This is a genomic window from Methylocaldum marinum, assembly GCF_003584645.1.
In the GTDB taxonomy this organism is placed as follows: Bacteria; Pseudomonadota; Gammaproteobacteria; order Methylococcales; family Methylococcaceae; genus Methylocaldum; species Methylocaldum marinum.
In genome coordinates this window covers 3,162,862-3,187,897 of sequence record NZ_AP017928.1, presented here as the reverse complement: position 1 = coordinate 3,187,897, position 25,036 = coordinate 3,162,862, and the positions used below count along the sequence as shown (strand labels likewise).

The window sequence follows — 25,036 nt, the reverse complement described above, 5'->3', positions numbered from 1 at the left end:
TCATCCCGGTAGTTCCCGCGGAAAAGCACGGCCCGCCTCAGGCCTCACGGACTGCCGGTTTGTGAATGTGTGTTCGTGGTTTCGTTTAGCCGTTCGCGTCTAGTCCAATCAGACCGAAGCGATTTCCCCCATCACGGAACTATATAAATAGCAGGATATATGACGCAATGTGAATTCTTGTTTTGAGGGCCGTAATTGTTACGGGAGCTCCGCGAGTAGGTCGGCAATCCTTTGCCGACGCCGCCTCCGGGCCGAAGGGTTCGTCGGCAAAGGATTGCCGACCTACGAGGGTTTGAGTCGATCTATCGTGGCTGTAGGCGTCAACGAATTCCGCCAAGCCCGTTTTGCCGTATGAGCCGGATGAAAACGATCTTACCGGCGTTCCGGGGCGACTCGAATCGTTTATGAGTCCGAATCGCACTTACCCTGTGGAGGCTTTTCCGCCGCGCGCTCAATCGTCCTCGTGCCAGCGATGGCCGCTGCGCGACAGCAGTTCGGCGGAGGCCGCGGGCCCCCAGGTGCCGGCCTTATACGGTTCCGGACCTTCGGGATCGGCCGCCCAGGTGTTGAGAATCGGTTCGACCCAGCGCCAGGCCATTTCCAGTTCGTCCTGCCGCACGAACAACGCCTGATTGCCGCGGATGATATCCAGCAGGAGACGTTCGTACGCTTCTTCGCGGCGCTCGCTGAATTTGCTGGTGAAATCGAGATCCAGCGAGACCGGACGCAGTTGCATCGAATGGCCCGGCAGCTTGGCGTTGAGGTAGAGGCGGATCGATTCGTCGGGTTGCAGGCGGATGACGAGTTTCGCCGGGGCGCGCGAGCCGTTGCTGGGCAGCGGGAAAATGTGATGGGGAACATCGTGGAAATGGATCACGATATCCGCCAGCCGCTTGGGCAGGCGCTTGCCGGTGAACAGGTAAAAAGGTACGCCGGCCCAGCGCCAATTGGCGATTTCCGCCTTGATGGCGACGAAGGTTTCGGTTTTGCTGCCGGCGGGGACGCCGGGCTCTTCGAGATATCCGGGCACGGCATGGCCGCCGGAAGTGCCGGCGCGGTACTGTCCGCGCACAGTGTTGGCTCTGACCTCCTCGGCGGTGAACGGTACCAGGCATTCCAGAACCTTGAGCTTTTCGTTGCGGATGGCGTCCGAGTCGAGGCTGGAAGGCGGTTCCATGGCCACGAAGCAGAGTAATTGCAGCAGATGGTTCTGCACCATGTCGCGCAGCGCCCCGGTACCGTCGTAGAATCCGGCGCGGCTGCCGATCCCAACTTCCTCGGCGATGGTGATCTGGACGTCGGTGATCCACTGCCGGCGCCAAAGCGGTTCGAACAGGGCGTTGCCGAAGCGCAGCGCCATCAGGTTCTGGACCGATTCCTTGCCCAGGTAATGGTCGATGCGATAGATCTGCTTTTCATGATAATGGCGGCCGACCGCCTCGGTAATGGCATTGCTGGAAGCGAGATCGTGTCCCAGGGGCTTCTCCAGCACCACCCGGGAATTCGGTCCGTTGAGCTTCTGCCGCGCCAGGCTTTGGCAGATCATGGTGAACAGCGACGGCGCGACCGATAAAAAAAAGACGTTGACTTCGGCCGGCGTCTTATCGAGCCTGGATTTCAGGGCGGCGTATTCCTCCGGATTTTCGGCGTCGATTCTTTCGTAGACGACGCGCTGCCGGAAGGCAGCCCAGATTTCGTCGTCCCAGTCTGCCGCCGGCAGGAAGTGCCGGGCCTTTTCCTCGGCGATCGACCGATATTCTTCCGGCGTGTAGTTGCGCCGTCCGAGGCAGTAGAAATAGCCGGCCTCTCCCAGTTGGCCGTTTTTGTGACTCTGGTACATCGCCGGCAGCAGCTTGCGCATCACCAGATCGCCGGTGCCGCCGAAAAAAACCACGTTGAAGGATTGCGGAAAGGGGAGTTGACTCATTGTTGTAATCCTCATGGGCCGGGTAGGGTTGCAAGAGGGGCTCGGAAAAACTCGGTCATAACAAGCCCTTCCCTTGGCGTTCCGGGATCGGGGCCTGATCGACGCAAACCGCGAGCAACGGCCGGAATGCGCTTTCGCCATTCTGCGCCGGGCACAATGAATCTGCCGTACGGTTAGCGCCGTGCCGGCAAGAAATTATAGAAAATTCAACCGCATAATGCGGAATCTGGGGCTGATGGTAAGTGGCTTGGTGGCGGATGTCAATGCGGATGTCACCCGGCCTATCCTGGTAGCGGCATGCTCCGCGCCATTCGCGCGGGAGTGCGCATTGCAAGAGAAAGGACCCTGAATTTCTGCATCCAAATCCCGCTGGACTTCAGCGGCCGTCCCGCGAAGAATTCCAACGCTTTCCGCTGCCCGAAACGCCGGACGGTCCCTGGTGTCTATGGGGTTAGCGGAGCGTAACCTACCGATTCGAGGTCGCCCGGTGGGTTACGGCCTTGCGGCCTAACCCACCCTACAAAAATTAAAGTATTTCCACGGTTTCGCGAGGCATTTCGATGGAGAATCCTGCTCCCACTTTCCAGTCAATTGTGTACATGTTCCTGTGGTGTCTCGTCGTCGGTCCCGCTGTCGTAGCCCTGCCCTGGATATTCGCGGCACCGATGTTTTATTTTTTCGGCGGTGTGCCCGCACTGTTGGCCTGAATTTTCCCGGGGTTTAGATTTCGCTCACGTCCAATTCCCGAGAAGGTCGTGCGTAGAGCGGTTTGCGGCGCTCAAGCGGGAGCTTTGGCGACGGCTGTCTGTTATCTGATCGTTGCGCTTATCGGGAGTCTGCCGAAGCAGCCGAGCATTCTGTTGGGCGTCATGGTCTTCGCGACTATAGGGGCATTCGCCGGAGCCGTGGCATTTGCCGTCATGCCCGCGCGGCTCAGACGCTTGAGACGCTATTGAATGACCATCGGTTGAACCGTTCCCTGTCCGGCTCTTCCCGGCTCCATCCGATCGATAGGACGAAAAGCCGGCGGAATGGAATGTATTCGAGCCTGAACGGGATTCTTTCGGTAGCATCCCGCTCGGGAGATAGCGTGTGAGACCGGTGGGGCAGAGGGCGGGACCACCGGTCTCGATGAAGCGTCGGCGTGATTTCCGAACCGCGCCCGGAGTCGCCCCCGACACACTTCGGCCGTTGCCGGCACGCTATGGGGGAGCGAATCACCGAGGATACGGGTACGGGCTCGTCGATCATATGACGGCGCCCTCATCGCACGCAGCCGTTAAGGTTATGACCCTAAGGAACCTCGATTCATTGAATCGATCGGAAAACGCTGAACAGAAACCTAGGCGCCCAACTCATTGAGATAATCCTCAAGGTCGGTATAGCCGTTCTGATTCAGGTCGGCATTGCGGTCCGAAGCATCGTTCGGGTCGAGGCCATGTTCGAGTTCCCAACTGTCCGGCATGCCGTCGTGATCGGTGTCGATCGGTGCAATATCCGAGTTTAGAATGGGGTAGTCACCGCCGATGCCGATGTTTCCGGTTTTGTTGACGACATCATCGACAATACGCTGGTCCACTTCGTCCCGTGCCGGGCGAACGGCGCCGGCCTTGGCGAGAACCGCCTCCAGGACCGCGGCAGTTTGGTCCGTGGTAACGGGCGGGGTTGCGAGAGGAGACTTCAGCAGGCTGTTCCGGTTACCGGACACTCCGATCTGCCAGTCGTCGCCGCAACCGGCAGGGCATTGAGGACTGTAATTGCCCGAGAGATAAGCTTTTGTCGTGGCGTCCATACCCAAGACGGTATTGCAGCGGGGAGTGGCAGGCCCTTTCAGGAAGATATTGTTGACGAAATTGAATCGCGTACCGTCGGTAAAATAAGCCGTGCCACATTCCGTCCAGTCATACACCACGTTATTTCTGAAATCCACCAGGGACATTTTAATCCTCGGGTTGCGCATCATATTGTGTGCAAACAAGGTGTGGTGAATGCTCAGGGTGTTGAGTTTGGTCGGTTTTCTATCCAGGCCGGAAATGAACCCCGCGCTGTGAGCGCCTTCGGGATGTCCTTCCGTCGAGCCCTCGGCAATGAGGCTGTACTGGAAGGTCACATCCCTGACATGTCCCCAGGTACTTGTATTTTCATCGATAGCCCATTGCATGGAGACATGATCGACGACGACGTTGTAGATACGCTTGCTCGTATCCGCGCCATAGAATTCTATGGCGTCGATATTGCTGCCGTTCGATCCCTTCACCCCATCCATGCCGGGTCTGATTCGTAAGTGGCGGAGAACGATATCGTGCGCGCCATCTTTTATGAGAAGTCCGAAATTCTTCAGCTGGATGCCGTCACCGGGCGCGGTTTGTCCCGCGACAGTCACGAAACTGTTTGCGCCTTTGATCGCGATCGGACGTTTTAGCGGGATCGTGCCCCCGACGCGGAAGATGATGATACGAGGACCCGTCTCCACTTCGAGTGCCTGGCGCAGACTGCCGGGACCGGAATCGTCGGTGTTGGTGACTTCGATGACACGGCCATTTCGTCCGCCCACGGTCTCGCTGCCATAACCCTCGGCGCCGGGGAAAGCGGGAATGGCGAAGCTCAGATGGGGAAAGAAGAGTTCGAATAGGCTATAGAGCAAAAAGGAGAAGCTCAAGGTTTTCGAAATCCTTCCGACCGTTTGATTTATGTTAACACGGTTCCGGCGGGCTTCTTGGGCGGGTGCAGCGTGTACGGGTTGCCCTTGATAATTTCGATTTAGTCGGAGGCTGATATTCGATTTAAAGATACTCATTACTACAAATCCCCAAGGGGTTCTGCGGTCTGGGAAACCCTAGGAGATTCGCCGTTGAGCAGCCCTGTTCAACATATCTGGAAATCCCGCTGTCATGGGGTTTTTTCCTCAGGCCGGTGATTTTTCGGAGCTGCCTTCCGGTGGCTTCGCGTTGTCAGATAAGGTTGATGAACTAGGCTGCTTAAACCTCGTAAAACTGGATTAAGAATCCATTAATGGAAAGGATTCGGATGTCATTGACAAAAATATGGCTTCAGAAATGCCCGGGGAATCCCGCCTTGTGCCGATTCCGGATTTGAACGTCTTGCATTGCAAACAACCGCCGAAGTCATATTCATTCCGTGAAGGTTGTCATTTTCTTCCTGATTTCCTCAATCGCCCAAATGATTTCGTTATCGGCGGTAAATCCGTTCGGTCATTGCCGCCCTTAATCGGCCGTGGCTTGACCCGAAACACGACTTGGACGGTATCAGCAAAACACGTGCCACTAATGTAAATTATTGTTTTCTATGAAGCCCGATCGAGATGCTTGGCTATCCGAGCTTGTTGATGTCGCCCAGAAGTTACAGGGCTTGCGCGGGTGCGGCGAAAGAAACGGCGGCCGTATGTCATTCCATGGGCGCCCGAAATAGCCTTGGGAAAGCCGGGGTCGCCATGTGACAACAGCTTGAAGGGGCGATGCGGCGGGATTTGAGCGAAAAGGCAGGAGTAAGCGGCGCAGCGGATGCCTCCGAACGCGGCGGTTGCGATCTTTCCGCGGGGGTGGCTTCGGTCTTCGTCCGGTGGAAAAATCACCGGTGCCGAGGCCGCCGCATGGACTCATCCATAGACCTTGCGGGACGCTTCCCGGACGGACCGGCGGGATCATCGTCGGTGGCGGGCAGAGGCGGCCGGGCGAATGCAAAGCAGCGAGGTCCAAGGGCCGGCCGAAATCCGGTCGACCCCACTGTCGGCTATTTGAAAATCTCGAACGGATGGCGGGCATGTAACGGCCTGGAGCGTTTGCATCTCGCTCAGATGGCAAAACAGGCTTGGCGAGAGTCGTTGGCGCCTTCCGTTCGGGTGAATTGCTTCAAACCTTTGTGACAATCCTTTGCCGACGAAGATGCTCGGCCGGGACGAGACGTCGGCGAAGGATTGCCGATCTACGCGCCGCACTCTCGTTCCGTACTGCTTTTTGGAATGTACTTGGGCGCGGCCCGAAATGAGTGCGGGTTTGACAAGCGTCCCCCCTACTTCGGCTTGATCAACAGTCCCATGTAATGAGTGCGTAACACCGGCAGCGCCGACAATACCGGGTAAAGCCAGGAAGTTGCGCGGCCGAGATGTCTTGCCAGCGGGGGGAGCAGGGTGATGGTATCGAGGTGCAGGGAAAAGTCCGGGAACAGCGTGGCCACGGCCTTCCGGGAAACACCCCGCACATTCGGGTTGTTGGGATTGTTATATCGGAAGTCGTACCAGAGCACGGCTCCGCCCGGTTTCAGTATCCGACGCACTTCCTGTGACACGTTTAGCGCCATTTGTGCGTCCAGGATGGATGAAAACACCGTAAACAGAAGCACTAAATCGAAAAAGCCGTCGACGAACGCCAGACATTCGGCATTGCCTTGCCGGAAATGGATTTCCGGAAATCGTTGTTTGGCGATTTCAATGCGTTGCGGCAAGAGATCCAGCCCGAACAGATTTCCCGGCGCAGCGCCGTACGCCATGAGACTGGCGAGGACCTGGCCCTGACCGCATCCCACATCGAGAATGCGTCGATCGGCCAACGGCAAAAGGCCGTGTTCGGCCAGTATCCGGCCCAAGACCCTGCGACGCTCCTCCAGGATCGTCCGATTTCCGGCATTAAGATCGGACCAACTGTCCCGCTGCTCATATTCGCGGTAAACCCGTATCAGACGAGAAACTTCATCGCTCGAAGCCATGCTTTATCCTCGTTCGCTTATGATCCTTGATGCCGACTCGGATCGGCGAGACTTCGGCACCGATTCAAGCCGGAAGTCGCCGATGCATTATGACCGCTTGAACAGAAACCGGTATATCCGGTCCGGAATGTGGTATCGCCGCCGGTTGACTACAACGCCCAATAGTTTGGCGCCGGCGGCCTCGAGTGTTTTTCTCGCCTTGACCGCCACTTCGACGCGGGTGGAACCGGAACGAACCACCAAAATGACGGCATCGACTCTAGCGGAGAGCATGAGGCTTTCCGGAAAGCCAAGAACCGGCGGCGCATCCAGAAAGACATAGTCGAAGCGATTTCGAACCAGACTCAAAAGACGATCGAACTTGTCGGATTGAAACAACTCGATGGGATTCATCCGTTTCCGGCCGACAGGGAGAGCATAAAGATTGTCGGAACCGAGTTTGAGGAAAGGGACCTGTTCGAGATTGTCGTAAACGATATCCGTCAATCCCAGAACCGGTTCGGACTGGATGAAGTCATTCAGGCCCGGAGAAGCGAGATTCGTATCCAGCAAAACGACCTTGCGTTGCGAGTCGCGGGCCATCACCCCGGCCAGATTCATGGCGGTGGTCGAAACGCCGTCGCCGGCCGCAGAGCCCACGAGCAGCACAGTCCTGACAGCCTCGCCCGGCGGTAGAGTCAAGAGCTTGCTCTTCAGGATTTCATACTGTGCCGGTGATCGAAAGACCGGGGATTCGTGCTTAAGGCTTGCCTCCACGTAGAAATCGATCGGTACGTCGGCTGGTTGATTCGCGCGCCGGACGATGTCCTGCGCATTTAACATCCCTGTCAAGGTCTCTCTCCCAAAAACGAGGTGAAACGAGTCGCAACCCGGATTTTCAAAAAAATGACGCCGGACGAGCTTATTTGCCGCTCGAGCTGAACTCCGCGATCGACGCCAAAACGGGTAATTTCAAATGAGCTTCGACGTCCTCCGGTTTCTCCAATCGGGTATCGAAATATTCCATCCCGTAAGCCAGGGCAAGGCTTCCCACGCCTCCGAGAAAAATCGATAGCACAAGGTTCAAAAGAATCTTGGGACTCACCGGTTTGGAGGGCGGCCGTGCCGGATCGATCAGGCTCACATTGGTAATTCGCTCCTTGTCCATGGCGTTGGATATCCGGGATTCCGCGAACTTACCGAGGTAGAACTGATAGTTTTGCCGATTCACATCGACTTCCTGTTTCAGCCGGTAATACCCGACTTCGATGTGGTTGAGCTCGTCCAGTCTTTGTTTATACGTGGATAATAAGTTCAATAAGCTGCTGCTCTTCGCCTTCAGCGCATTGAGTTCAGCCTCTTTTTGCAAAAGCTGTTGCTGTATGGTTTGACGTATGGCGTTTAATCCGGAATGGGATCGCTCGTAGACTTTTGCTTCCTCATCGGACAGCTGAGTGAGAACTTCCTCCATCTCGGTTCTTACGTTTTTCACCAGTAAATTGTCACTGTTGTACTTATTTAAAAGCTCGCGCTCTCTGATTTGCAGCTCTATGAGCTTCGAACGAATAGTGCTTATTGCGTAGGGATTATGCTCGACTTCTTTATTCAGGTTCACAAGCTCGGGTATTTTTTTCAGATGAGCTCGCAATTGTTTGACTTGTGCTTCCGTCTCGGCCTCCAGGCTGATCGTTTGATTCAAAGTGGCGCGAACATCTCCCTCCTCTTTCACCAGGAGTGTTCGGAGCTCGTCCGGCGAAGAGCTGACGCCATATTGTTTCCTGAACGCGTCCAAATTGGCTTCCGCCTCCTGCAGCTCGTCGGCCAAAGTTTTCGGTTTTTCTCCGAAAAAACCGGAGAACTGCGGGTCTTGGTGGACGTCGAGATGTCGGTCCAAATATAAGCTTATGAGGGTATTCAGTACTGCTGCGGCGACGACGGGATCTTCATGCTGAAACGAAACATCGATGACGTCGGTTTTCTTTACGCCTTCGACCCGGAGGTTTTCCTGAAATTTCGACAAGGCGATATCGCTCGTTTCCGCCGCGCTTGGAGCCGAAAAGAATTTTTCCATGAAAAGGGCTGCGAGCACTCCTCGGCGTTCTGAATTCAATTCGGGATATAGTCGGTTAATACCTACGGACTCGATGACCTTATTCGCCAAAAACTGGCTTTTAAGTATTTCGATTTCAGAATTAACCTGTTCTTCCTGCCTTTCATTCACGACAAGACTGGTCTGCTCTCTGGCAAGAAAGGTCGGGGCGTAGACATTTTCCCTGCCGACTTTGATGAGAAGCTTGGAGCTGGCTTCATAAACAGGCTTGCTGAGCAGAGAGTACGACGCGACGCCAAGAACGGTCGCAAAGAAAACAAATAGAATATGGGATTTCCATTTAAACGTAATGTGCAGCAGATCCCTGATGGAAGAATTCCGTATCATAAACCGTTCTCCGTTCCCCGGAGGTTAAGTGCATCCAGGCGTTTCAAATGACCCGGCAACAGAGTCAACACTATTTCTTCGAATCTGTGCGATAGACAGGAATATTTTTATCCAAGTGAACGCATATTCCGGGATCGCAAAAAATGCAAAAGATATCAGGGTATGCGGTTTTGCGGTGCTTGCATTTCCAGCGTAGTGGGCTCTTTCGACTCCGACAGGGTTTTCCTGCTGGAGAGATTCCACCGTGGACTAATAGGAATATAGCTATACATTCGACCGTTCGTCCTGATTTGCCAGCCGTTTCGCTTTGGGCACAGCCTGTAAACATTTAACTCCAATCATGCGTTATCAGAAATAAGCAAAAATCCGTACCGGTGATCGGCAGGCCACTAACCCAAAGGCTGGAAAAACCTCAAAGTCTCCGGAAAATAGAGTTGAAAAACGTCAATCCGCTTTCATCGCGATAGCGGGACCTTGATAGCGTTGGTAGGGCTTTTATTCCGAAATACGAGAAAGTCCATGATTCCTTTCAAATAGCCAAATCCATAACTCAAGTGCAGTACGGGAAAGACAACGGCCAGGGCTAAAGCGGGCTTGCATCCGTGCCGGGGCACAACTCGAGCGGCGCATGCAATAATCGCGAGAGTGTAGGCAAGAATGATGAGTCCCGACGCGATGGCCGCCGGAAAGAACCACGCCGCCGGCAGCCCCGTGACGATCAAGCTCGATGCGAATGCTGCCGGTATTAACTGGCGGACGGTCAATACTCCGCCGATCTTCCTGGCGACCAGGGGTTTGAAATAACCGTACTGGAAATACATACGCCAAAGCCTGGAAAGCGATTCCCTGGCGTAGTAATAAGACGCGACATCGGGCACGAGCAAAATGCCCAACCCGTGTTTGATAAGGCGCAGGTTGAATTCATCGTCCTGGTTTCTCACCAGTTCTTCGTCGAAGAGTCCGACCTGCCGGAAGACTTCGCTTCGGTAGCAGCCGAACGGTACCGTGTCGACCCATCTGGGTTCGGACGTGCCGATTCGGAAATAGGAATTGCCGACGCCGAAAGGATGGGCAAGCGCAATGGCAATCGCCCGAGCGATGGCCGAATCATTGGCCGGCCGCGTGATGCAGATGCCACCCACATTGCCGGCTCCGGTCCGGTTGAGCCAGTCGACCAGGGTCGAAATGTAATGCGGCGGATAAGACACATGGACGTCCATGCGCATGACGATGTCCCCTTCGGCGCATCGAAGACCCCGGTTGAGTCCGGCGGGCGCCGTCTTCCCGGGGTTCTGCAAGACGCGAATAAAGGGATACCGTCGAGCGTAACTTTCGGCAATAACCACCGAAGCATCACGGCTCTCGCCGTCGACAACGAAAACCTCCAGCTTATCTTTCGGATAATCGTTGGCGATAATGGAATCGAGGCAGGCCGCCAGAAATCGCTCTTCGTCTCGGCAGGGAACGATGATCGAAACCAATCCCCGGTTGCTCATATTTCCTCCTGAATTCCTTCGATTCATGGATTCCCGAAAACAGCTTTCGCGGACTCCTGGCGAGCAGTGTCTTCGAGATCTGCGCTTTAAAGAAAGCTCTGATTAATAAAACAGGCGGCCTCGATACTTCATCCTAAAAACCGCAGTTGACTACCGAAATGACCGCAATGCCCCATCAGCCGCCGCATTCCCTCACCCCGACCCCTCTCCCGGAGGGAGAGGGGCTGAACTCCCTTCTCCCGAACTTCAAAACGCCCTCTCCCTTTGGGAGAGGGTCGGGTGAGGGTCTTGGAGAAGGGCTGGGGATGAGGGCCTGGCGCTTTTCAGGGTGTATCCAACCGCCGGATTTAGGTTCATGGTTCCGCTTGTGCCGGGCGTAGCAGGCCGAACTGTTTCAAAACCGTCAAAATGCGGTTCCTTTCATTTTCGAGCGTATGCTTGAAGCCGGTTTGATAACCATTCTCCACCAAGCGTGTTCTTAAAGGTTCATCATCCAGTAGCCGGAAGACTGCGTTGCAGATCTGCGCCGGCTGAGCCGGTTCGACCAGTAAGCCGTTAACTTCATCCTTCAACAATTGAGGGACCCCTCCCACCTTGGTGGCTATGACGGGAACCCCGCAAGCCATCGCTTCGATCAACACCTGGGGCACACCTTCGGTCAGAGACGGAAGAATGAACGCCGAGGCCGAACGATAAAGCGCCAGAAGCTCGGCACCAAATGGGACGTATCCGTGAAACTGAATGTAGGCTTCCAGTCCCATTCGGCTGACTTGGCTGCGCAGCGCGTTTTCCATTCGTCCGGAACCCACCAGGTGCAATTCGAATTCGAGCCGTTTGTCCTCCACCAACAGCCGAACGGCTTCGATCAAATACTGTCCCCCTTTTTCCGGCTCGAGCCGGAGTACGCTCAAAAGAACGGGCTTTCGGGGCTTCGGATCGATCGTTCCCCTGAGAACCCGCGACAATTCGACGTCCCGTTCGGAAATCAGGGAGCAAATGCCTCGAAAAACCGGGGAGGTGTCGGCCTTTTTGTATTGCCGATACATTTCCTCCCCTATGGCAAAGGTGACATGACGCCGGGCCAGGGCTTGAAACCGGTTTTGAAGAAAACCCGCCGCCGCAAGGGCGGTCATTCCCATCAGACCGCGGCTTCGATAGCGTACATCCCGCACCAGATTACCGCGTACCATCATGAAAAAAGGTATTTGCTTGCGCTTGCACAGATAAACATAGAGCAAAGCCAGCGGGTTAGGCACGCAAAGCCACACCAGATCCCAGGTTTCGCTTTCCCTGGCGAGAATCCGAAATGTTTCGGGTATGACGGAGAGTCCCACTTTTCCCAAGGCATAAAGATTCTTATAGAAAGGTAAAGCGCACACCTCGGTTTTCCTGGGGTCCAGGACATACTTTTCCCGCCTTCGCTCTCCCGATAAACGGCCGCAGAATACGATTTTTTCGAAACAAGACTCGAACGCAGTCACAAACTTGACGAAGGCTGCATCGGTCGAGTAATGCTCACCATCAAACCAAAAGACCTGATCGACGAAAACGGCCAGTTTCACCGCAAACTTCCTTTGTTTCGCCCTGCCATGAGTTCTTCGTAAATCGCCGCGGTCCGTTCCGCCATGTGTCCCAGCGTATAGTGGTTTTCGATCGAACGGCGGCCTGCGTCTCCCAGCCGAGTTCGCCTTTCGGTGTCGGAAACCAGGGTTTCCACGGCGCGAACCAGTCCTTCCAGATCACCCGGCTCGACCAATAGCCCGTTGGCGCCGTCCTGAACCAATTCGGCGACTCCGCCCACCGCCGTGGCGATGACCGGAACGCGGCCGCACATCGCTTCCATGAGCACATTCGGAAACCCTTCCCAACTCGAAGTCAGGATGAACAAATCAAAGGCCTTGAGTACCTCAGCAATATCGTTCCGTGCGCCAGTGAGCGTAAATCTGTTCCTCAAACCCCGTTCCTCGATCATTCTTTCCGTTTGGGGACGCAATTCACCGTTGCCAACGACGATAAAATGCAGGTGCGAATTCCTTTTTAATAGGGTTTCCGCCATGGAGACGAATAGCGGATAATTCTTTTGTCGCGTTATTCGCCCGATAGTTCCGATTACGAAATTTTCCTGTGGAATGCCTAGTCGCTGTCTAATCGTTTTCTTTGAGATAGAGACATCGTATTTGTCAGGCTCTATACCATTATGAATAACCCGGATCTTCGCGGGAGAGATTCCGTAACGCAATAACGATGCTTTAGCCGCATGGGTATTGCAAATCACGATATCGGTCCATCTTGACAATATGGCGTCCAGTATTCTCGACAAGACATAGTAGCGGGCTTCCTTGACATTGCGTATCGACGCGATCAGCGGTTTTTGCGGCCGGGCACAAAGGTAGGCGGCTCTACCCCAGAAGTTGGCCGATATCAGCCAAGTCTGTACGATTTCGGGCGATGCCTCTCGAATAATATCCCGGATTTTGAGCAAAAACCTTAAGCGTCCGCCAATTCCGTTCTGTCTGGGGATGACGAAAACTGTCGCGCCGATTTCTCTGAGCGCATCGACATATTGGGCATGGTCGGGATCATAAGATATGATAATGAATCCATACCGGTCGGAAAGCTTACGCACCAGCAGAAAAAGCTGCCGCTCGGCGCCACCCAATCCGAGCTGACCGATAACGTGCAATATCGTTGCCTTCCCGGGCTCCATACCTTAACTCCACGAGCAACATTAATTCCCGCCGCTCTTCTCAGGCAGCGTCCACGCGAACCGGTGCTAGATCGTTTTTATCTCGCTCATACGGCATAACGGGCCTGTGAAAGTCGTTGGCGCCGTCGGCCAGGGTAATTCGCCTCAAGCATTCGTGGCCGGCAATCCTTGCCGACGAACCCGGGCTGCCCAAACCCGCTCGATACTAGCCAGTGCCCGTGATGTGCGGTCGACTATTCCCTAATAGAGCCCGCCGTCAACACTTTAGTCATATACAGAACGCAAAATGGCGCAAGCATCATTTTGTTGGATACGTTGGACATCAAGAACAAGAACAGGGTAAATGCGAACAGCTCGTTCGACTGATCATGCCTGCGGCTTTCAGCGGCCCAAAAAGTAAGCGAGATCGCGCGGACCAAGGTAATAAGCCAAAGAATAGCCAAAAACAGGGTAGGCCAGATCCCATAATGCAGCGCTACGGCAACGAAAACATTATGCGGCGCCGCGGATGGCTTCGAGGCCTCGCGAGGCGAAATCTCGTCTTCACCGGTACCATACCATGGGGATGCGATAACGGCCCGGATTCCTTCTTGCAGATAATAAGTTCGCCCGGAAAAGGAATAATTGCCCTTGTCTTCCTCGTATTCCATGCGATGCCGATAAGCTTGCATACCTTCTGACAAAAAATGCTTGAATGCCAGTCCGCTCACCGCCAATAAAATAAGCACGAATAAAATGGAATAAAATCGCCCTCTCTCGCGAATCGACAGAAACAAATACGTCGCAACCGAGAAAGCCAGAAAGATCAGGGCGCTGCGCGATACGGTTCTGAACAGTACGATCAGTGCTATCAGAGCGAAAGATGAATAAAGTACGCGCTTCAATCCGGAGCTTCTGATGGAGGCGATCAGGCTCATGAATACGCCGAATGCACACCAATAGCCCAGGTCGTTCGGATTCGATATCGACATCTTTTCAGACAAACCCAGGCGATTTTCGTCTACGGGGCTAGCTTGCAGGAAAAAGAAATGACACAGTAAATATATCGCCAAGACATTCTTCGCTCGATCGAAGAACCCGGGGTCCTCGTGTAAAACCAGGCAAACGGCAAACATCAGGGTCCAAAAAAGATAGGATTTGATCGTTTCCATATCTCCTCGGTAGCCCAGAAAATCGATGATGGCCATTATTGAAAGCGTTAAAGCCGGCAAAAGCAGCCATTTCAGTCTCGAGGGGGATTTCAGGGACGCAATCAAGGCCGTTGCCGAAAGCAGGGCCGGTGCCATATTGGGAATATAGAGGATGGCGTAAGCGAAGGCGCTTATGAACAAATAGGCATAAAACATCGCTTCCGGAAACCACTGATCGGCAAACGATACGGCGGTTTCCGCATGAGGGTGCGGGGATGCCTCGTCCTTAATTCTGGAAATCATGATGGCAATGCCTTCCGTTTGCTCCGAAACAAGCTTCCAAATAAGCGTGAGAAATATCCGTCCAGTCGTAGAGATGGGAACGCTCCCGGGAGCCCCGTGCCAATCTTTGGCGGAGTTCCCGATCGGCTAATAGCAGTGCCAGTTGTCCTGCCATGCCGTCGATATCGTCGACCGCACAGAAAAGGCCATTGACACCGTGTTCCAATACTTCCTTATTGCCCGGACAATTCGTCATAACCAGGGGCAATCCGGCCATAATGGCTTCTACGCCTACGCAGGGGAAACCTTCGATTCGTGACGGCGACAGGTATAAAATCGCACCGCGATAAGCTGACCACAGATGAGGCCCCGCCAGCATTTCACAGGTCCGAACGCGCTCTGCGACACCGAGCCGCTCGGCTTGTTCGGCCAAGATCCCGGTATCCTTGCCGATAAAGAGATAATAGGTTTCGGGGAATCGATCAGCGATTTTGGCAAAGGCGGCAAGACCGATCTCGAATCCCTTGGCGAAATAATTTCGCCCGACCGAAAGAATATAGTGGCATCCGGCCGGAATATGCATGGCAGCCCTGATATTCATATCCCGGCCGAAATCCCGCAATCGGCTATCCGCGCCAACAGGAATACGGGTAATGGCGCCGGAGGGTACGCCGAGGGATTCGACAATTCGTCTTATGTTTTCGGAGATCACGATAACCTTTGTCGCTTTCCCCAGGGCGCCGGCAATTTCTTCGTCGATATTGAATTTCAAGCGATAGCCGTAGCCATAATCCTTCAAGGTTTGAACGTCGGCCGCGTGGCAGGTGATTGTCCAGGGTATATCCGGCGATACGCCGGCAAGCCAGATTCCGCAAGGGTAGGCGAAATGTGCGCTTATCATGTCCGGATTGAAATCTTGAATGACCCGGTCGATTTGATTGGACATCCATCGGTTCCAGGGGAAATGATGCCAGCCGAATCGGTCTCCGCCGCGCAGGACCCGAATTTTTCTGACCTCGTAGTCGGCTTCGGGGTGCGATGCGCAATTAGATATCATATTGGCCACACACACCTGATGACCCATTTTGGCCCAATTGAGGCTCAGGTTATGGACTGCCATCTCCAGGCCGCCGATTTTCGGAAGAAAGGATGGGGTTATGACAAGAATCTTCACGGACGTTCCCCGGAGAGGTCACACTTCATAAGTTTTGCGAGTGATCTTGTTCATGGGTATCCATTGTGATACCGATCTCAACTGAGCCAATATCTTCACCCCAACTCCCGTCCACAAAGCCGACGATTGCAAAACCTCCCAAAGTCCTATGGTTTTTGTGAAATATTTCAACATTCCGTCGCCACGATATACCGATACGCGGTTGATTGTATATTCGCCATGCTCCGGGGAAATGTCGCCGTTCGGTCTTCGCAGGGACGTAAAGCTGATAACCGCACATTCATAGCCGCAAGCCTCGGTTAGCAGAGCCAGTTGCAAATTGGCGTAACCGGCAGGATAACAAAAACTCGTGACCCGAATTTCCAGGGTATTTTCCAGAATACGCTTGGATTCCGAAATTTCCTTCTCCGCCTGGCTCAACGGGATCTCAGTAAGAAAAGGATGGCTTTGCGTATGGGATCCTATTTCCCAGCCGTCGCGTACGAGCTGAGAAAGCTCGTCCCAGGACATGGACGTATCTTCCCTGCTGAGGTTTATTTTTCCTTGACGCTGGAATTCCAGATCCCAGGGGAAAAAGCTATCCTGTCCGACAAAATTCGTTATGACAAAAACGGTAGCCGGTGCATGAAAATCTCGTAATACCGGAAAAGCGTGATTAAAAATATCACGCGAGCCGTCATCGAAGGTGATTGCCGCATATTTGCCTGGAGCCTTGCTTTTTTTGAGGACGGCCAGATCAGATAGGGTTACGAAGCGATATCCTGTTTTTCTGAGAAAAGATATTTGCCGCCGAAACCTTTCCCGGTCTATGGCCAGCTCCAAGTCTTCGGAAAGCATGCGCTCCGCGGAGACGACCTTGTGGTAGCCGAGGGTTAAATAGCCATGATCCGATAGAAATGTCTTCACATCCGTGCTCCGTTGCGCGGTTCCATGGCGCGCTCAAGCCATTTGCCCGCATTGACAAGCAATCGGGATTTCGCGGTCAACAACAACTTGCAGTTGTAATTGGTGACAACCGTTCCGCCGAACTCCGCCTTAAAGCGATTGATGCCGAGCTTTTCGGTGTCGGTTGTACCCTGGTACCAGCCACCGAAGTCATAGACTCTGATTCCTGCTTGCTTGAACCTGAGCATGTCCTGCCAATGATGGTAACGATTAGCGCGTCCGATCAGGTTTCGTAAAGCACTATTCTCGACTTCCCGAAACAGGGATGCCGAATAGAGGAGGCGAGCGCGGTGCCGGTTTCGATAATGGACATGCCAGACGAGATCCCTGCCTTCCTTATCCGTCACGCAGGAAATGTCGAGCACCCCGGCCGCTTCCAGCGCGTTTAGATAAACACGATTGAGCTGACCCAGACCTTTTTGAGAGGCGAATCTGTCATAGAACTCTGAGAATGCCGCCATAACTTCAGGGGGGCTGGAATTCCAACCCCTATATTTCACTCCGTCCTTTTCCGCTCCGCGTCGAATTTTGTACCGCGTATTCTCGGACAAAGTCGCCAGGAGCTCAGTGGCGCTCGGAGACAAATCGATCAGCAAGGTATGAAAAGGACGGCAATCCGCGCCATTGACCGGGTTGTCGCACTGAATATAAGTGAGAATATCGACTTCCTTGTGGACAGGTTTGTCGTCAAACCATACTTCGCCGCTTTTAAGCCATCGTCCCTGGTATGTGATCATGTCGGTTATGCATCAGCTGTCACGAATGTAAGAGGTACCTGTATCTTCCTTGAGAGGCATAAAGCTGCATTAGGCATTACCCGGCAAGTATTTTTTACTTAAAGCAAGGTTAACGGCAGTCGCAATGGATTTCGCGATGATCATGCTGAGCACGGCTCCAATTATTCCGAGGGTAGGGATTAGGCACAGATATAAGCTTATGATGAGCACCACGAGGATAATCGAGGCCAATGCGTTGATTTTAACGCCCTGTATCCCGGCGGAATTTAAAAGCCATGAGTATACGCTGCCTATGGATGAGCAAATGCTGGCGATCGCAAAGAGCGCCATCCAGAGCGGATTAATGGGATAATCGTCACCGTAGAGGAGGAGAATGACATACTCGCAAAAAAATACAAATAGGAATCCTCCGCCGAATACAAATGGCATGACTCTGTTTAGCTTCTTAAAAACCTTTTGCTTGTCCCGCTGCCTGGATGCCATTGGAAAAAAGACAGTGTTGAAAATTCGGAAAAGATATTCGGCCACGGTCGTGGATGCCATCAGATAGGCGAAATATACGCCCACGGAGGAGACACTTAGATATTTGTTTATCAGGAGCCTGTCCACGTTAGCCTGAGCCATGAACGACACGGCACCGATTGCGGTAAATGCGCTATATTTGAGCAAAGTGCCTGCCCATTCCTTATGGTAATCGTGCGACAAATAGCGCCCGATCAAAACAATAATGGTCGCCGATGTGATTCCGTATGCCAGAAAATAGGGATATAGCGAGAGCTCGTAGGAAAGCACGTCAAGTAGCAGGAAGGTGATGAAACCAATGAAAAGCATGCCCGCGAATAAGGGCTGAATCAGTGAAAAGGTACGCATTCTATCCAGTGCTCTTAAGGTATTCATCGACAAGTTCAAAAGCGCGAATAAAAAGCCAAATAGAATGGCTAGAAGAAGTTCTTCCCGCGCGATCGAGAATGCGTTTATCAACTGCGCCTGAAATGCGAAGGAGACGGCGAGGGCAAGGCAAATCAATAGGCTGATCAGGACGTATGTCGTAGAAATGATACTCGCCTGCCCATCATACTCGCCGACTTCGGAAGAATACTTGACCATTGCGGTATCGAGACCTAATGTCATGAAGGTAGCGAAGACCATTCCGACCGACTGTACCAATGCAAACCGGCCATATTCGTCGGATCCCAGAATCCTTCCGGCGAGGATGGTTACCGGAAAGGTGAACAGCGTCGAAAAAGCGGTACCCAAGCCGACGTGTGAAACCTTTCTGACAAAGACCATGGCTTCCTCGCCTATGCCTTCGTCGAAAAGCTTTTTATGAGAGAGGTCGATGATTCTGATTACGAAGTTTTTCTCACCGTTCATGACTTGCCTGTAATGCCGGTGGATGGCCGGGGGGCCGGTTAACGATCCGGGAAAACGGTTTCAGTTCCATCAGCAAGACGAGATTGGCGCCGGTTTTTTCGCACCAGGCGTCGAGCCTAAACCGCTTGGGCGGTGGCGGCTGAAAAGTGACCCAAATTTCGTCGATGTTGTGAACGGCATGTATTGTCGCGATGTCGCTTTCGCGCCCGAGGATCGGATAGCCTCCGACGACTTTTCCGCGGAGGTACGGGTTATCGTCCAGAAAGCCGACCAGTTTCAGAGGGGTTGTCTTGCCGGTCATCCAGCGCGCGAGTGCCATGCCGCCGTCGCCCGCGCCGTAAATGACCACCCGGCTCGAATGCTGCGATCGCTTTGAATGCGCCCTCTCTTCCCGGATGCGGAACCCGATGCGAGGCAAGGGGAGGAGGGACATAAGCAGCATCCATCCGATCGGAATCAGGAACAGCGAGACGTTTCGACTTGCGAATCCGATCAAAAAGGTGAAGGCGAGTAGCCATGCCATCGAGACGATTCGAGTTAAGCGCATGGCATCGACCAAGCAAAAATATTGCCTGGGATGGCTATAACATCCGCCCACGTACTGAATGGCGATCAATATGGGTGGAAACAGCCAAAGACCGGATACGAATGCGAACAGGTCTTCTCCGCTCGGAAAACCGGAAAAGCGTACGAGGTTCGCAAGCGTCCACGCGCACTCGATCAATATGGCATCCAGGGCGATGAGTGTCGCCGACTCGGCGATGAGACGGCGCCAATGGATGGCACCCGTCAGGCTCGACCAGATTCCCCGGCATATCCACATGAGATCCGTTGAACAGCTTGCCCGGGAAAAATAGGCGAGATCATTGTCCGCCTTTTTCCTGAACAGTTCCCGGCGATAAAAGATCTCCGGATCTTCGTCCGCCGGATAGAGTTCGGATTCGTTGCGGTAAGCGACCTGGTTCGGGCCGAAAAGCCCGGGCAGATAGTCGAGGATGGCGGCGTAGCGGCCGGTGAAGAGGTCGGCGAAGTGCCGGAGTTCCGGGCGGGGGCCGACGAACGACATATCGCCTTTCAAGATATTCCACAGTTGCGGCAATTCATCGAGCTTGGTTCGTTCCAGGAAAGCGCCGATGCGGGTCATTCGCGCATCGCCGGCTACCGTTACCTTGGGGCCGGCATCCCGGCAGTGGATAGGAAACTTCCGGAACTTGTACAGCCTGAAAGTCTTGCCGCGCAATCCTATCCGTTCCTGGGCAAAAATGACCGGACCGGGCGAATCGAGCCAAACCGATAGGGCAATGAGCCCCATCACCGGGGCGGCAATCGATAAGCCGATTAAGGCCAATGTCAGGTCCATGATCCGTTTGCAGGCGGTGTTCATCGGGTTTTCTATCTACAATGCATCTCGCAAGGCGCTTACCACCTTTTCGACATCGCTCGTGGAAAGGCCCGGATGGATGGGTAAACTGAGTTCGCGTGAGCTGAACGCTTCGGTATGCGGGAGAGCGTAGTCCGGGAATTGATTGCGGTAATACGAAAACAGATGTACCGGCGGATAGTGAATGCTGGTCTGGATCCCGGCTGAACGCAGATGCGCCATAACCCTCTCCCTGTCGGTATAGGCGGGCAGCAGAATCGGCATGAGATGGGCGGCCGTGTCCCATTCATGGGTAAACGGAATCGAGATTTCGGGGAGATGCTCGCGAATATGCGCCCGATAGAGGCTGGCGAGTTCCCGTCTCTGCCCGTTCCATTGGAGTAAACGCGAAATTTGCATTAAACCCATGGCCGCGCGTAATTCGTCCAAGCGATAGTTATAACCAAGCGCGGTGACGTCATAGGTGTACGCATGCCCCCGAGTCCGATCCAGAGTATTCGTCGTCATGCCGTGGCTGCGCAGTAGCCGGATTCGTTCGAGCACCGACCGATCGCGGGCAAGCACCATTCCGCCTTCCGCCGTCGTCATATTCTTGTTGGAGAAGAAGCTGAACGCCGCGGCATCGCTGAGGCGCCCGACCTCACCGACCGCGGGCGCATGCGCCGCGTCCTCGATCAGGAGGAGTCCTCGACTGTCGGCGAACTCGCGCCATGCGGGTAGATCCGCCACGTATCCTCCGTAGTGCATGACGATGACCGCGCGGGTTCTCGCTGTGCATCTGGCCGCGGCATCGGATAGGGCGATATGGGGCAGATCGTCCCGCTCGATATCGACGAATACCGGTTTTGCACCGACATACCGCACGGCACCGGCGGTCGCCACAAAGGTAAGCGACGGCACCAGGACTTCGTCTCCCGGGCCTATACCCGAGCCGAGCAGACAGAGGTGCAGTCCCGCGGTGCAGGAATTTACCGCTACCGCCTTTTCGGCCTGGTGCAGCTCGGCAAACGTATGTTCAAATGCCGAGACATGTTCGCCCATGGTGAGCCAGCCGCTATCCACGACGGCACAGAGTGCCTGCTTCTCTTCTTTCCCCAAGGTGGGGGCGCCCAGGGATATCGATTTTCCGACATTCATGAATCTCATCCTTATGCGCCCAATACGACCGACTTGTAATCGCGTAAAAAGGACGCCTGAGCATGGGAAAAATCCTCTTCCCGACCGATATCCAGCCAAAGGCCTTCATGCCGAAAAAGATATACCGGCAATTTGGCATCCAGCATGACGTGCATCAGATTGTCGAAACCGAATGGAACACCTTTGGGAATGAATTTGAGAATCGAGGGCTCCATGCAATAAATGCCCATGCTGACCTCGAAATCAAGTTTCGGTTTCTCCTTGAATGCGCACAGTTTTCCGCCGTCGCTTTCCAATACCCCCAAATCGACCTTGACCGGCTTTTGTGTTGTGGCCACCGTAACCAATCCGTCATGCCGGTTATGAAAATCGATAAATGAACCCAAATCGAGATCGGTGATCAAATCGCTGTTTATTACAATGAATGTATCATCCAGCTGATCTTCCACCATCAACAAGGCGCCGATAGTACCCAGGGGTTCGGGCTCGGTGCTATACCTGATATCGATATCCCACTGGCTGCCGTCCTTGCATACGGCGGAAATCATATACCCGAGATATCCCGTAGTGATGATCGCTTCCTTGATATTCCATCGACGTAGCCATTTCAGTAACATGGCTATGACCGGCTGATCGCCGACCGGCATCAAGGGCTTCGGTAATATGAAGGTATAAGGACGCAACCGAGTTCCCTTGCCGCCAGCCATGATGACAGCTTTAATCTCTTTTGCCTTTCTCATGCCTAAATCTCCGTCTATCTTGCCGTGACGCCCTGCCCGTCGAACACGTGTGAACGATACCAATCAAAGGTTCGCCGGACGCCGTCTTCCAGACCGATCCGAGGAACATATCCGGTCAGCTCGGTCGTCTTACTCATATCGGGACAGCGTCGCGCGGGAGATCCGGACGCCGAGGGCAGGGGAATTATTCTCAGATTCCTTGCCACGATCCTCAGAATGGTCTCCGCGAGCTGTCCAATGGCTAGTTCCGGATACTGGTTTCCGATGTTCAAGGTTTCCCCGGCGCATGCTTCCCTTTCCGCAGCTCTCTTGATCATTTCGACGGCATCGGCGATGTAGCAAAACGTCCGGCGATGCCCGGCCGACACCACCTCCAGATTTTCCGAGCCGGAGTACGCTTTATGAAGCAGTTCCGGGATGACATGGGATAGACCCATGCGAGGCCCATATAGATTGTGGGGTCTGATAATGGTAAAAGGTATGTCCGAAAACCGGCAAAGGGCTTCACCGTAGATTTTCGACAGCATATAGGATGTGCGCGGGTGGTTAATATCGGTCACCGCAAGAGGGGTTTTCTCCGTGGTTGGGATGGGAAGCGAAAAGTATTGAAGCGTACCTGCATATACCTCGCTCGTGGACGCGAAGACAAGTCGTTCGAGACGGCTCTGGCGCTTGGCGAACGATAGTATATTCAGAAGCATCATTGTGTTGTCATTCATTACATCATAGGGTTTATCCAATACGTGTGATACGCCGACGATTGCCGCGAGGTGATAGATGCAGTGATAGTCGCTATCCAGCTCGTCCAGACTGCCATTCTGCAGTAAATCCGTATTGATCAGTTTGACCAGGGGATTGGCCGTCAGGGATTTCAGGTCGGTATCGACGACGCCACGCGAGAAGTTATCCAGAAGATCCACCCGATTATTCTCGGCCAAAAGAGCGTTCGCCAAATGGTAGCCGATAAAACCGGCTCCGCCGGTAATGAGAATTTTGCTCATAGTGTCCGTCCACGCCCGGTACTGACCAGCGTGCATCCGGCTGCCAAGGCACTTGCGCGCTGGTCGTTATTGAGGACGTCGTTTGCGTCCAGGATCACCGGCTGCGAACCGTTGAGCCAGGTTTTTACATCCAAGGTTCGGTAATCACGGTGGGGTACGGCAAAAACCACGGCATCGATATGCTCGGGTGTCGGTATTTCGGAAGGAAGCTGTTCACGCAATTCCGGCCAATAGTCCACATAGGGATCGTGACACATGACTTTGGCTCCGCGTGCACGAGCGTGTTCGACAAATATCTGAGAAGGCGAATATCTCGTATCGCCCACTTCTTGGCGATAACTGACGCCGAGAAGCAAGATAGACTTCCCGGATAAACGACCGCCCAGTATTTGCTGAACTTTATTCAGGCTGGCAAGGGGCATGGTGCGGTTGACTGTTACCGCCAACTCGCAGAACGGAAATGTCAGGTTTGGCATGTCGAACAGATGCCTCGCGGCGAGTGGCGCCAGAAGCGGATCCTTGGTCAGGCAATATCCTCCGACTCCGAATCCCGGCTGCCTCATATTGGAGTGGGTCGGGCGCTTGCGGATCGCGGAGATCACCTCGAAGAGATCGATCCCGATACTTTCGGCGAATCGACTCCACTCGTCCATAAAGGCGATCGTCGCCGCGCGGTAGCTGTTTTCTAAAACCTTCCCGACCTCGGAGCTGGTGATCGGCGAAAGTCTCGTCAGCTTATAGTCCCGCGTGTTTATGAGTTTTGAGAGAAATTTCTCACAGGCGTCGGCCGCCTCGGGCGTATACCCCGCATATACCCGCCAGAAGTTGACGATGGAATCCAGATAATCGGATCCGGGCATAATCCTTTCATAGGAGTGAGCCAGCAAGAAAGCGTTTTCCGGCAAGCCCCTTTCTCGCAGGGCCTCCGCTAGTTGCGGAGCGATGATTTTTTCGCACGTCCCCGGCGGAACGGTCGTTTCGACCATAACGAGACATCCGCGGCGCATATAACCGCCGACGGACTTGATTGCCGAGCGAAAGTTATCCAGTTTCAACACCGGCTCACCTTCCCGGTAAGTCACGTCGAGGTGGACATCGATGACGATGGTCTCAGCCAGGGCATAGGCTGCCGGATCGGCCGTAGCGATCAAATTGCCCAAGGCGTGCGCTTGATCGAGTGCGGAGGAAAACTTCGGATCGGCGGCCTTTATAGGCAGCGTTCCGGAATTGATCGCGGCAATTTTCGCCAGGCCTTCCGGCGTAGGCAGGTCAACCCCGATGACGTCGAAATAGGGTTCGCCCCTGGCATCGCGGGCATTCGCCAAAGCGACAGCCATCGCCGCGCCGACGAATCCCAATCCCTGCACGCACACGATCGGACGGTTGGCGTGTGGAACCGTTCGGCCTGCGCTTGCCGCGATGTCCCGGAAAAGATTGAACCCACTGATCATCCCTACGGCCTTCCTTTGCTTTAGGTCTGATTGGATAGATGGTGAACGTTTGTGCCGGCGTGGCCAGCATTCGATGCTCGCTAACGGTATTCTGCCTTTAGGTCCTCAGGATTCGGAGGATGCCACCAATACGTCCCCTTGACCGTCCGTTGCGTATACCTCCTCGGTATGAGTCGAAAAACCATACCGAGATAAGTATTGGCCGGCCGATATATAAGAGCTACTACAGATCTAATAAGGTGTAAGCGAAAAACCTATCCGAGAGAGCGGATTTTCAAAATCAAGACGGCAGGGTAACTTTATAAGTCTCGCTCCATGAGTCTGTGAGTAATAACGTTCCGTCTTGACTAAATCCGTTAGCCACAAAACTCGGCTACTCGGCACGATCCGGAATGACCGGTCAAGCGCCTTTTGTC

At 54.0% G+C, this 25,036-nt stretch carries 20 protein-coding genes, 1 pseudogene and 1 riboswitch; of the genes and pseudogenes, 2 read left to right on the top strand and 19 right to left on the bottom strand.

The features are described 5' to 3' along the window. Positions 1-451: 451 nt before the first annotated feature. On the bottom strand, positions 452-1,927 hold the full coding sequence (gene zwf, locus sS8_RS14070) for a glucose-6-phosphate dehydrogenase (protein WP_119630168.1): 1,476 nt from the start codon (positions 1,925-1,927) through the stop codon (positions 452-454). A 560-nt stretch (positions 1,928-2,487) separates the two neighbouring features. Between zwf and sS8_RS28130 the strand changes: the two genes are divergently transcribed. Beyond that, positions 2,488-2,634 (top strand): hypothetical protein, encoded by a 147-nt coding sequence (locus sS8_RS28130; RefSeq protein WP_170161078.1) that lies wholly within the window; start codon positions 2,488-2,490, stop codon positions 2,632-2,634. A 48-nt stretch (positions 2,635-2,682) separates the two neighbouring features. Then, positions 2,683-2,883, top strand: a complete 201-nt coding sequence (locus sS8_RS14065; RefSeq protein WP_119630167.1) for a hypothetical protein — start codon at positions 2,683-2,685, stop codon at positions 2,881-2,883. A gap of 386 nt (positions 2,884-3,269) precedes the next feature. Here the strand turns inward: sS8_RS14065 and sS8_RS14060 are convergent, their stop codons facing one another. From sS8_RS14060 to sS8_RS13980, 18 genes and pseudogenes are all read right to left on the bottom strand, one after another. Beyond that, the gene (locus sS8_RS14060) at positions 3,270-4,586 is read right to left on the bottom strand and encodes a hypothetical protein (protein ID WP_145986535.1); all 1,317 of its coding nucleotides are present in this window, start codon (positions 4,584-4,586) and stop codon (positions 3,270-3,272) included. 214 nt (positions 4,587-4,800) lie between these two features. Beyond that, a riboswitch (cyclic di-GMP riboswitch) is annotated at positions 4,801-4,884 on the bottom strand. 1,072 nt (positions 4,885-5,956) lie between these two features. Further along, a complete protein-coding gene (locus tag sS8_RS14055; protein ID WP_119630165.1) occupies positions 5,957-6,649 on the bottom strand; it encodes a class I SAM-dependent methyltransferase in 693 nt (230 codons plus the stop codon). Positions 6,650-6,736: 87 nt separating this feature from the next. Beyond that, on the bottom strand, positions 6,737-7,480 hold the full coding sequence (locus sS8_RS14050) for a CpsD/CapB family tyrosine-protein kinase (protein WP_145986534.1): 744 nt from the start codon (positions 7,478-7,480) through the stop codon (positions 6,737-6,739). A gap of 70 nt (positions 7,481-7,550) precedes the next feature. Then, positions 7,551-8,699 carry a GumC family protein gene (locus sS8_RS14045; protein WP_232020307.1) on the bottom strand — a complete coding sequence of 383 codons (1,149 nt, stop codon included), beginning with the start codon at positions 8,697-8,699 and terminating at the stop codon, positions 7,551-7,553. 81 nt (positions 8,700-8,780) lie between these two features. Next, a pseudogene (locus tag sS8_RS29965) lies at positions 8,781-9,065 on the bottom strand (Wzz/FepE/Etk N-terminal domain-containing protein); the annotation flags it as partial. 455 nt (positions 9,066-9,520) lie between these two features. Further along, on the bottom strand, positions 9,521-10,561 hold the full coding sequence (locus tag sS8_RS14040) for a glycosyltransferase family 2 protein (RefSeq protein WP_170161077.1): 1,041 nt from the start codon (positions 10,559-10,561) through the stop codon (positions 9,521-9,523). A 353-nt stretch (positions 10,562-10,914) separates the two neighbouring features. After that, positions 10,915-12,123 carry a glycosyltransferase family 4 protein gene (locus sS8_RS14035; protein WP_119630161.1) on the bottom strand — a complete coding sequence of 403 codons (1,209 nt, stop codon included), beginning with the start codon at positions 12,121-12,123 and terminating at the stop codon, positions 10,915-10,917. Beyond that, positions 12,120-13,268 carry a glycosyltransferase gene (locus sS8_RS14030; RefSeq protein WP_119630160.1) on the bottom strand — a complete coding sequence of 383 codons (1,149 nt, stop codon included), beginning with the start codon at positions 13,266-13,268 and terminating at the stop codon, positions 12,120-12,122. The genes sS8_RS14035 and sS8_RS14030 overlap by 4 nt, the downstream gene beginning before the upstream one ends. Before the next feature lie 233 nt (positions 13,269-13,501). After that, positions 13,502-14,455 (bottom strand): O-antigen ligase family protein, encoded by a 954-nt coding sequence (locus tag sS8_RS14025; protein ID WP_170161076.1) that lies wholly within the window; start codon positions 14,453-14,455, stop codon positions 13,502-13,504. A 229-nt stretch (positions 14,456-14,684) separates the two neighbouring features. Next, positions 14,685-15,854, bottom strand: a complete 1,170-nt coding sequence (locus sS8_RS14020) for a glycosyltransferase family 4 protein (RefSeq protein ID WP_119630158.1) — start codon at positions 15,852-15,854, stop codon at positions 14,685-14,687. Between the two features lie 18 nt (positions 15,855-15,872). Then, positions 15,873-16,760, bottom strand: a complete 888-nt coding sequence (locus tag sS8_RS14015; RefSeq protein ID WP_119630157.1) for a polysaccharide deacetylase family protein — start codon at positions 16,758-16,760, stop codon at positions 15,873-15,875. Beyond that, positions 16,757-17,395 (bottom strand): GNAT family protein, encoded by a 639-nt coding sequence (locus sS8_RS14010; protein ID WP_145986533.1) that lies wholly within the window; start codon positions 17,393-17,395, stop codon positions 16,757-16,759. Before sS8_RS14010 ends, sS8_RS14015 begins: the two co-directional genes overlap by 4 nt. Before the next feature lie 210 nt (positions 17,396-17,605). After that, positions 17,606-18,910, bottom strand: a complete 1,305-nt coding sequence (locus sS8_RS14005; protein ID WP_119630155.1) for an oligosaccharide flippase family protein — start codon at positions 18,908-18,910, stop codon at positions 17,606-17,608. Beyond that, complete coding sequence (locus tag sS8_RS14000; protein WP_119630154.1) at positions 18,900-20,294, bottom strand: sugar transferase; 1,395 nt, start codon at positions 20,292-20,294, stop codon at positions 18,900-18,902. The genes sS8_RS14005 and sS8_RS14000 overlap by 11 nt, the downstream gene beginning before the upstream one ends. A 12-nt stretch (positions 20,295-20,306) precedes the next feature. After that, on the bottom strand, positions 20,307-21,428 hold the full coding sequence (locus sS8_RS13995; protein WP_119632793.1) for a DegT/DnrJ/EryC1/StrS family aminotransferase: 1,122 nt from the start codon (positions 21,426-21,428) through the stop codon (positions 20,307-20,309). Positions 21,429-21,439: 11 nt separating this feature from the next. Then, on the bottom strand, positions 21,440-22,168 hold the full coding sequence (locus sS8_RS13990) for a nucleotidyltransferase family protein (RefSeq protein ID WP_197716522.1): 729 nt from the start codon (positions 22,166-22,168) through the stop codon (positions 21,440-21,442). A 14-nt stretch (positions 22,169-22,182) separates the two neighbouring features. Further along, positions 22,183-23,169: an NAD-dependent epimerase/dehydratase family protein gene (locus tag sS8_RS13985; protein WP_119630153.1), complete on the bottom strand. Its 987-nt coding sequence runs from the start codon at positions 23,167-23,169 to the stop codon at positions 22,183-22,185. Continuing rightward, positions 23,166-24,620, bottom strand: a complete 1,455-nt coding sequence (locus tag sS8_RS13980; protein WP_119630152.1) for a nucleotide sugar dehydrogenase — start codon at positions 24,618-24,620, stop codon at positions 23,166-23,168. Before sS8_RS13980 ends, sS8_RS13985 begins: the two co-directional genes overlap by 4 nt. Positions 24,621-25,036 lie beyond the last annotated feature (416 nt).